This is a genomic window from Collinsella sp. OM08-14AT, assembly GCF_003438115.1.
GTDB lineage: Bacteria > Actinomycetota > Coriobacteriia > Coriobacteriales > Coriobacteriaceae > Collinsella.
Genome location: NZ_QSTE01000034.1, coordinates 1 through 1,835, shown reverse-complemented (window position 1 = coordinate 1,835; position 1,835 = coordinate 1). Strand labels below are relative to the sequence as shown.

The following is a 1,835-nucleotide window of genomic DNA, read 5'->3' as shown; positions in this document are numbered from 1 at the left end:
TCGTCGGCGCGTTCTTCGGCGTGCTGGCGTAAGGGCCCGGCCTATTATCTGCCCCCAAGGGAAACGGCGACCCATTGCGGTCGCCGTTTTTTATTACCGAAAGCTAGCTGGAGGTGCTTCGTGATTCGATCTGACAATCCACCCGATAATGGCGTGAGCGGGGCGATGTATCTATTTGGCACGGCGCTCTTGTGGAGTTTTATCGGCATCCTCGTTCGCGCCAATTCGCAGTCAGCTCTTTTGATCGGTGCCGTCACGGCAATATTTATGGCGCTCTTTATCCTGCTCGTCGGCAGACCCGTCCTTCGCGTCAGCCGTCTTATTGTCCTTGTGGCCGTCTGCAACTTCGTGACGGGCACCACGTTTAACTTTGCCAACCAGCTCACGACGGTCGGCAACGCGATCGTTCTGCAGTACACCTCGATGATTTTCGTTATCGTGTATCAATCGCTCGCAACTCGCACGTTGCCCTCGCCTGCGAAGATTGCCTCCGTGGTGGTTGCTTTTACGGGTATGGGACTTTTCTTTTTAGGTGATTTGAGCGCCGAGGGCATGCTCGGAAATCTGCTTGCCGTCATTTCGGGCGCCACCTTTGGGCTGTGTTTCTTTTTAAACTCTCGCCCCGATGCGTCGCCCATGGTGTCCTCGCTCATCTCCTGCGGCATCTCGATACTTCCGATCGTCTATTTTGTCGGCGACCTAGGCTCCGTGAAACCCTTTGAGTGGGGGCTTATGCTGGTGCATGGCCTTTTTTGCAGCGGCCTTGCGAGTGTGCTGTATGCCAAGGGGATTGCGCGCACCAACGCGTTTGCGGCCAACTTGGTTTGCATGAGTGAGGTCGTGCTCGCTCCCTGCTGGTCGGCGCTCCTCTTTGGCGAGGTCTTTCGCTGGAACGAGTTTTTGGGCGCAGCGATGATCGTTTTGGTGATTGTGGCCAACTTGGCATCCGATGCTTTTGGCGACGGCTTTCTGGTGGCGCTTGTCCGCCATCGAAACAAAGAGCGTGCCTAATGGGATGCGCCTGCCGTTTACGGTAAAAAACACCCCGCTGAGCGACTGGTATTAAATAAGGCGAACCTGCATACCTATAATTGGTATCAAATCATTTGTGCCTGGCATGGGTGTTAGCAGCACACCAGGTACGCTTCGAGCCGTGGAATCGAACTCCCGGAATTGATATCAACAACGCGCGCGACGGGAGTGACGACGGTTCGAGATTCCTTATTGGGAGGAATTATGCTTGTCCAAGCAATCCTCGTCGGCTTAGTCGGAGCGTTTGGATGCCTCGACTACCAGCTCGGCACCCTCTACGCGTTCCGCCCCATCGTCCTGTGTCCGCTCGTGGGCCTGGTGCTGGGGGACCTGCAGACTGGCCTTGCCGTTGGCGCCAGCCTGGAGTTGCTGTTCATGGGCTCGATCTCCATCGGCGCCTACGTGCCGCCTAACGAAACCGTCGGCGGCGTGCTCGCCTGCGCGTTTGCCATTCAGCTCGGTCAGGGTACCGAGACGGCCATCGCGCTCGCCATGCCCATCGCCGTCCTTGCGCTGACGATCGGCAACATTACCAATGCCTTGTTCCCTGTGTTTGTCGATATGGCAGACAAGTTCGCCCTCAAGGGAAACCTCAAAGGCATCTACGCCGTTCATTGGGGAATTGGAATCTGGGGCTGCGTCGAGTACTTCCTGCTGTGCGGCGGCGCCTTCTATTTGGGTTCCGACGCCATCCAGGGCCTGCTCGACTTCATCCCGCCCTTCATCATCGACGGTTGCGGCGTTGCCGCCAACATCCTGCCGGCCATGGGCTTCGCCATGCTCGGCCGCCTGGTGCTCACCAA

At 57.4% G+C, this 1,835-nt stretch carries 2 protein-coding genes; both read left to right on the top strand.

Going from position 1 to position 1,835, the window contains the following annotated elements:
• On the top strand, positions 1 to 1,011 hold a 1,011-nt coding region (locus DXC18_RS10280), incomplete at its 5' end, for a DMT family transporter (protein WP_370445794.1).
• Positions 1,012 to 1,236: 225 nt separating this feature from the next.
• On the top strand, positions 1,237 to 1,835 hold a 599-nt coding region (locus DXC18_RS10275; RefSeq protein ID WP_147326484.1), incomplete at its 3' end, for a PTS sugar transporter subunit IIC.